A 6,500-nucleotide genomic window follows, 5' to 3' on the forward strand; every position below is an offset into this window, starting at 1 on the left:
CGAGGCGCCGCCTCAGAGCTCGACGCCCACCATCACCGGCTCGTTGACCAGTTCCACCCCGAAGGCCTCGCGGACCCCGTCCCGGATCTCCCGGGCCAGCGCCAGCAGGTCCTCGGCGGTGGCCGAGCCGCGGTTGGTGAGCGCCAGGGTGTGCTTGGTGGAGAGCGTCGCCGGGCCGCTGCCGTAGCCCTTGCCGAAGCCGGACCGGTCGATCAGCCAGGCCGCCGAGGTCTTGGTGCGGCCCTCCGGGGCCGGGTAGGCGGGGGCGTCCTCGGCGCCCGGGCGGGTGCGGAAGGAGTCGTACTGCGCGGCCGTGAGCACCGGGTTGGTGAAGAAGGAGCCGGCCGACCAGGTGTCGTGGTCCGCCGGGTCCAGCACCATGCCCTTGCCGGCGCGCAGCAGCAGCACCGCGTTCCAGGCGGTGCCGACCGCCACCCGCTCGCCCTGCTCGACGCCCAGGTGCCGGGCGGTCTCGGCGTAGCGGACGGGGGTGGAGAGGCCGCCGTTGTCCTCCAGGCGGAACCGCACCCGCAGCACCACGTAGCGCTCCGGCTCGGCCTTGAAGCGGCTGTGCCGGTAGGAGAACGCGCACTCGGCGTTCGAGAGCACGACCACCTCGTCGGCGGCGCGGTCGTACGCGACCACCTCGGTGACCGACTGCGCGACCTCCTGGCCGTAGGCGCCCACGTTCTGCACCGGGGTGGCACCCGCCGAACCGGGGATGCCGGCCAGGAACTCGATGCCCGCCAGCTCGTGGTCCACGACGGTCCGGCGGACCACCTCGGACCAGGTCTCGCCGGCCGCGACCTCCAGCGCGGTGCCGTCCAGGGCGAAGCCCTCGGTGGCGATCCGCAGCACGGTGCCGGGGAAGCCGGCGTCGCCGATCACCAGGTTGGAGCCGCCGCCGAGGACCAGCAGCGGCTCGCCGGCCGCGTCGGCCTCGCGGACGGCGGCGATCACCTCGTCATCGGTGTGGGCGGTCACCAGGCGGCGGGCCGGGCCGCCGAGCCGGAGCGTGGTCAGCGGGGCGAGGGGGGCGTCGTTTTCTACCAGCACGCCCACCAGCGTACGGGTGGCGGGGGTGCCCCCCGGCACTCCCGCCACCCGTGCTCCCGCCGCCCGTACGCCGCTCGCCCGTACGCCGGTCGCCCGGGGCCGGCGCCTCAGACCCCCGCGGGCACGGCCGGCTCCCCGGCCCGCTCCTCCCGCGCACCCGCCGCCGCGGCCGCGCGCCGCCGGGGGATGAACACCGCGGCGAGCGCGCCGAGCCCGACGGCGGCCCCGCCGACGTACAGCGCGGGCACCAGCCCGTCCGTGAAGGCCTGCGTCGACTGGTAGCCGCCCCGCGCCGAGAACACCGCGGCGAGCACGGCGACCCCGAGCGCCCCGCCGACCTCGCGCAGCGCGTTGTTGGCGCCGGAGGCGATCCCCTGCTCCTGCGGCCGGACGCTGGCCATCACCAGCTGGGCGGTCGGGCCGAAGTACAGCGACATGCCGATCCCGCAGATCACGATGGCCGGGATCTGGGCGGGGTAGTCGAGGCCGGTGCTCCCGTCCGCGACCAGGCCGAACAGCACCAGGCCCACGGCCTGCAGGGCCAGCCCGGCGACCACGATCGGGCGGCCGCCGATCCGGTCGGAGACGATGCCCGCGACCGGGGAGACCAGCAGCGGCATCGCCGTCCACGGCAGCATCCGGATGCCCGACTCCTGCGGGCTGAAGCCGCCGACGCCCTGGAGGTACTGGCTGATCAGGAAGATCGAGCCGAACATCCCCAGGTACATCAGCAGGCTGGCCGCGTTGACGGCGGAGAAGGCCCGGCTGCGGAACAGCCGCATCGGCAGCATCGGATGGGCGGCCACCCGCTGCTCGTACCAGACGAAGGCGGTCAGCAGCAGGACGCCGGCGACCAGGGCGCCGAGGACCAGCGGGCTGGTCCAGCCGTCCGGGTTGCCTCGGATCAGGCCGAGGACGACCCCGAACATCCCCAGGCTGACCAGCAGGGTCCCGGGCACGTCCAGGGCCCGGCCCGCGCCCCGGCTCTCGCCGAGCCGCAGGTAGGCCAGCGGCAGCAGGACGAGGCCGACCGGGACGTTCACCCAGAAGATCCACTGCCAGGAGAAGTGCTCGGTCAGCGAGCCGCCGATCAGCGGCCCGGCGGCGACGGCGAGGCCGCTGACGCCCGACCAGATGCCGAAGGCCACCCCCCGCCTGGCCGCGGGCACGGCGGTGGTGAGCAGGGTCAGGGTGAGCGGCATCATCACCGCGGCCCCGACGCCCTGGACGGCCCGGGCGGCGATCAGGTCGCCGATGCCCGGGGACATCGCCGCCGCGGCGGAGCCTGCGGTGAAGACCGTCAGGCCGACCAGGAAGATCCGTCGGCGGCCGAAGCGGTCGCCGAGCGCGGCACCGAACATCAGCAGCACGGCGAAGCTCAGGGTGTAGGCGCTGACCGTCCATTCGAGGTCGGACAGCCCGCCGCCGAGCTCCTCGCGGATCGACGGCAGTGCGGTGGTGACCACCAGGTTGTCCAGTGCGGCCATGAAACTGGCCGCACTGACGATCACCAGCGTCCAGATCGCGGTTCTGCCCATGGTCGGTTTCTCCGTCATGACGTCCCCCAGTTTCCTCTAGGTAGTTATTGCTCAATAACTTTCGTGGGCCGAAAAAAGGCCGCACGGACACCGCCGCGCGGCCCGGCTACTCGGACTCCTCGGGCTCCTCGGGCTCCTCGCACCCGTCGAAGCCGCTCCACATCCGGTGGTCCGGCGGATAGCCCAGCGCCACCATGGTGTTGATCAGCATCCCGTACGCGAAGAACTGCGTGGCGCCCTTCATGTCGCCGCCGATCCGGATCCTGACCCGGTCGAACAGGTTCTCCCACAGCCGTCGGGCGGTCTCGCCGACCTCCTCCTCGCCGGCCGCCCGGGCCGCGAAGACCGAGACGTAGAGCTGCATCTGCATCATGAGCTGGTCACGGTCCTCGACCAGGCTCATGTACGCGGCGGACATCGCGTCGGCGGCCTCCTCGCCGGACAGCCCGGCCGAGGCCTCGTCGAACACCCGCCAGGTCTCCTCGACGCAGCGCTCGGCAGCCGCGGCGAAGATCGCCTGCTTGCCCGGGAACAGCCGGAACAGGTACGGCTGCGAGACGCCCACCCGGCGGGCGATCGCCTCGGTGGAGGTGCCGTGGTACCCACCCCGGGCGAACTCGATCAGGGCGGCCCGGACGACGCTCTCGCGCCGCTCCTCCGCGCTCATCCGGATGCTCGACTTCGCCATGACTTCCAAGTTAGTGGCCAATCACTATCAAGGCAAGGCCCGCGGGCGCGGCCGGAGATCCCGTGAGTACGGGGGCTCCGGCCGCGGCCGGCGTCGCGAGGGGGCGGCTCAGCCGAGCCGGACCACGGCCCGGGACATCCCGAGCACCTTCTGACCGCCCGCGGTGGCCAGCAGGTCGACCTGCACCCTGCGGTCGTCCAGCTTCTTGGCGACCTTGGCCGAGACCTCGACCACCGCGCCGACCCCGTCGTTCGGCACCGGCACCGGGCGGGTGAAGCGCACGCCGTACTCGACCACCGCGGCCGGGTCGCCGACCCAGTCGGTGACCACCCGGATCGCCTCGGCCATGGTGAACATGCCGTGCGCGATGACGTCCGGCAGGCCGACCTCCAGGGCGAACCTCTCGTTCCAGTGGATCGGGTTGAAATCGCCCGAGGCGCCCGCGTACCGCACCAGTGTGTCGCGGGTCACCGGAAAGGACTGCGCCGGCAGCTCGGTACCGACCTCGACCTCGTCGTAGCTGATCGCCATCGTGCTCACTCCCCCGCCTCGTCGGCGGCCCGGGCCACCAGGGTCATGACCGACGTCACAACGTGCTCGCCGGTCGCGTCCGTCACCTCGCCGCGCACGGTGAGCACGTCGTTGCCCGCCAGCGACTTGATGTTGTCGATGGTCACCGCGACCGACAGCCGGTCACCGGCCCGCACCGGGCGGGTGTAGGCGAACTTCTGGTCGCCGTGCACCACCCGGCTGAAGTCCAGGCCCAGCTCCGGGTCCTCGACCACCTGGCCGGCCGCGCGGTAGGTGATCACGAACGGGAAGGTCGGCGGGGCGATCACGTCGGGGTGGCCCAGCGCCTTGGCCGCCTCCGGGTCGGTGTACGCCGGGTTGGCGTCGCCGACCGCGGTCGCGAACTCGCGGATCTTCTCCCGGCCGACCTCGTACGGCTCGGTGGGCGGGTAACTACGCCCGATGAAGGAGGGGTCGAGCGCCATGGCAGCTCCTCGGAACGCGGGTGGATACGAAAAAACTCCGGGCCGCACCCCCTGTAGAGGGATGCGGCCCGGAGTAGAAGACCTGAATTCACACAGGCCCGTCGCCCTGCTTCAGGGTCAGCGGGTCTCGCGGTGCGCGGTGTGCGAGTTGCAGCGGGGGCAGTGCTTCTTCATCTCAAGACGGTCCGGGTCGTTACGCCGGTTCTTCTTGGTGATGTAGTTCCGCTCCTTGCACTCCACGCAGGCCAGCGTGATCTTCGGGCGGACGTCGGTGGCAGCCACGGGAGTGCCTTCCTTGGACAACGAATAAGAACACAACAAGAGTAGCCGACCGGGAGTGCGATCTCCCGACCGACTACGCGGGGTAGCGGTGACCGGACTTGAACCGGTGACACAGCGATTATGAGCCGCTTGCTCTACCAACTGAGCTACACCGCCACAGTGATCCACGGCACAGCCGAGGCTGACCGCTTTTCACCGAGCCCCCATGCGGAATCGAACCGCAGACCTTCTCCTTACCATGGAGACGCTCTACCGACTGAGCTATAGGGGCGAACGAGGAAGAGATTACACGTTTCGCGCCCGGAGGTGAAATCCGTATCCCGCGGCGAAGACCGCAGGTGGGTGAGGGGTACGGGCGGACGATCCAAGGCCGGGCGTTCGATCGGGCCGCGAGCGCCGCGGCCCGACCCGATACGACTATTGCCCGCCTCCCGGCGCCCCGCCCCCCGGGCCCATAGGCTCGACGCTCATTGATCGGGAGGACCGCCCGGCGGTACGGGCCGGCGGCCCGGGGCCGACCGCACGGGCCGACGCGAGAAGGAGCCGGCGATGGACAGCGCAGCCGCCGACGGGCCGCACTCCGGACCCGGCCCGGCGGCCAACCCGCTCGGGCACGGCCCGGTCCTGCTCCTCACCGGCGCCCGGCTGGCCGACGGGCGGGTGGTGGACGTCCGGATCAGCGGCGACCGGATCCAGGCGGTCGGCACCGTCGGCAGCCTCGGCCCACTGCCCGCCCTGCCCGGCGCGCCCACCGTCACCACCGGCGCCCGGATCGACCTGCGCGGCTACCTGCTGCTCCCGGCCCCCGCCGAGGCGCACGCCCACTACGACACCGCGTTCTCCGCCGCGCTGGCCGCCCCGCCGCCGGACACCCCGGCCGACCTCACCCGCCGGGTCACCGAGGCCGCGCTGACCTCGCTCGGCTACGGCGCCACCGCCCAGCGCACCCACGTCCGGATCGGCGACGTGCACGGACTGCGCCGGCTGGAGGCGGTGCTCACCGCCCGGCAGGCGCTGCGCGGGCTGGCCGAGCTCCAGGCGGTGGCGATGCCCCGGCTGCTCACCGGGCGGGCCGGCGCGGACGGCCGGGCGCAGCTGCGCGAGGCGCTCAAGCTGGGCGCCACCGCGGCCGGCGGCTGCCCGGACCTGGATCCGGACCCGGCCGGGTACGTGCAGCTGCTGCTGGAGGCCGCCCGGGAGGCGGACTGTCCGGTGGACCTGCACACCGGCGCCGCCGACGCCGCCCAACTCGCCCGGATGGCGGGCGCGTTGGCGCCGCTGCGGCCGCGGGTGACGCTCGGCCCGTGCGGGGCGCTGGCCCGGGGCGGGTCGACGGTGCTGGCGACCAGCGGGATCCGGGTCGTCTGCCTGCCGCAGAACGGCGGCTGCACCGGGCTGGAGGGCCGGACGACGGGCCTGCGGCCGGGCCTGGTAAGGGAGTTGGCCGCCGCCCGGGTGCCGCTGGCGGCGGGCAGCGGGGCGTTGCGCGACCCGTCCAACCCGGTCGGCCGGGCGGATCCGCTGGAGTCGGCGTACCTGCTGTCGGCCGGCGGGGAGCTGGACCCGGCGGCGGCGTACGACGCGGTGGCGAACCAGGCCCGGGCGGCGCTCGGGCTGGCCCCGGTCCGGGTGGACGCCGGGTTCCCGGCGGAGCTGCTGGCGGTGCGCGGGGACAGCCTGGCCGGGGCGCTCGCGGGCGGGCACAGCCGGCTGGTGGTGCACAGCGGCCGGGTGGTCAGCCGGACCAGCGCGGTCCGGGAGTTCGCGGACACGGTGGCGCTGGCGCTGCCCCGGCAGTCCGGGGCCGCGGACGGCTGATCCGGGGGACGGACCCGGCCCCGACGACAGATGGGGGCGGGGGGCGGAGGTCGCGCGCCCCCCCCCCCCCCCCCTTCCCTCCCTGGGCCGCCTCCGTAGCGGAACCAGGCCCTCCCCCCACAA

The 6,500-nt window shown here is 73.5% G+C and carries 7 protein-coding genes and 2 tRNA genes; 1 reads left to right on the top strand and 8 read right to left on the bottom strand.

Annotated elements, in window-relative coordinates:
- Window positions 1-12 precede the first annotated feature (12 nt).
- From ACFVGO_RS11020 to ACFVGO_RS11055, 8 genes are all read right to left on the bottom strand, one after another.
- A complete protein-coding gene (locus ACFVGO_RS11020; protein ID WP_359897588.1) occupies window positions 13-1,095 on the bottom strand; it encodes a UDP-N-acetylmuramate dehydrogenase in 1,083 nt (360 codons plus the stop codon).
- Window positions 1,096-1,163: 68 nt separating this feature from the next.
- Window positions 1,164-2,594: an MFS transporter gene (locus ACFVGO_RS11025; RefSeq protein ID WP_359897550.1), complete on the bottom strand. Its 1,431-nt coding sequence runs from the start codon at window positions 2,592-2,594 to the stop codon at window positions 1,164-1,166.
- Between the two features lie 106 nt (window positions 2,595-2,700).
- The gene (locus ACFVGO_RS11030) at window positions 2,701-3,282 is read right to left on the bottom strand and encodes a TetR/AcrR family transcriptional regulator (protein ID WP_359897551.1); all 582 of its coding nucleotides are present in this window, start codon (window positions 3,280-3,282) and stop codon (window positions 2,701-2,703) included.
- 108 nt (window positions 3,283-3,390) lie between these two features.
- Window positions 3,391-3,813 carry a MaoC family dehydratase gene (locus ACFVGO_RS11035; RefSeq protein WP_359897552.1) on the bottom strand — a complete coding sequence of 141 codons (423 nt, stop codon included), beginning with the start codon at window positions 3,811-3,813 and terminating at the stop codon, window positions 3,391-3,393.
- 5 nt (window positions 3,814-3,818) lie between these two features.
- Complete coding sequence (locus ACFVGO_RS11040) at window positions 3,819-4,277, bottom strand: MaoC family dehydratase N-terminal domain-containing protein (RefSeq protein WP_359897553.1); 459 nt, start codon at window positions 4,275-4,277, stop codon at window positions 3,819-3,821.
- Between the two features lie 117 nt (window positions 4,278-4,394).
- The gene (rpmG, locus tag ACFVGO_RS11045) at window positions 4,395-4,559 is read right to left on the bottom strand and encodes a 50S ribosomal protein L33 (RefSeq protein ID WP_006604855.1); all 165 of its coding nucleotides are present in this window, start codon (window positions 4,557-4,559) and stop codon (window positions 4,395-4,397) included.
- 83 nt (window positions 4,560-4,642) lie between these two features.
- Window positions 4,643-4,715: transfer RNA gene (locus tag ACFVGO_RS11050), tRNA-Met, on the bottom strand.
- A gap of 42 nt (window positions 4,716-4,757) precedes the next feature.
- Window positions 4,758-4,830: transfer RNA gene (locus tag ACFVGO_RS11055), tRNA-Thr, on the bottom strand.
- A gap of 278 nt (window positions 4,831-5,108) precedes the next feature.
- Here ACFVGO_RS11055 and ACFVGO_RS11060 point away from each other — a divergent pair.
- Window positions 5,109-6,377: a hydrolase gene (locus ACFVGO_RS11060; protein ID WP_359897554.1), complete on the top strand. Its 1,269-nt coding sequence runs from the start codon at window positions 5,109-5,111 to the stop codon at window positions 6,375-6,377.
- The last annotated feature ends 123 nt before the right edge of the window (window positions 6,378-6,500 follow it).

The organism is Kitasatospora sp. NPDC057738, from assembly GCF_042798815.1.
In the GTDB taxonomy this organism is placed as follows: Bacteria; Actinomycetota; Actinomycetes; order Streptomycetales; family Streptomycetaceae; genus Kitasatospora; species Kitasatospora lactacystinica.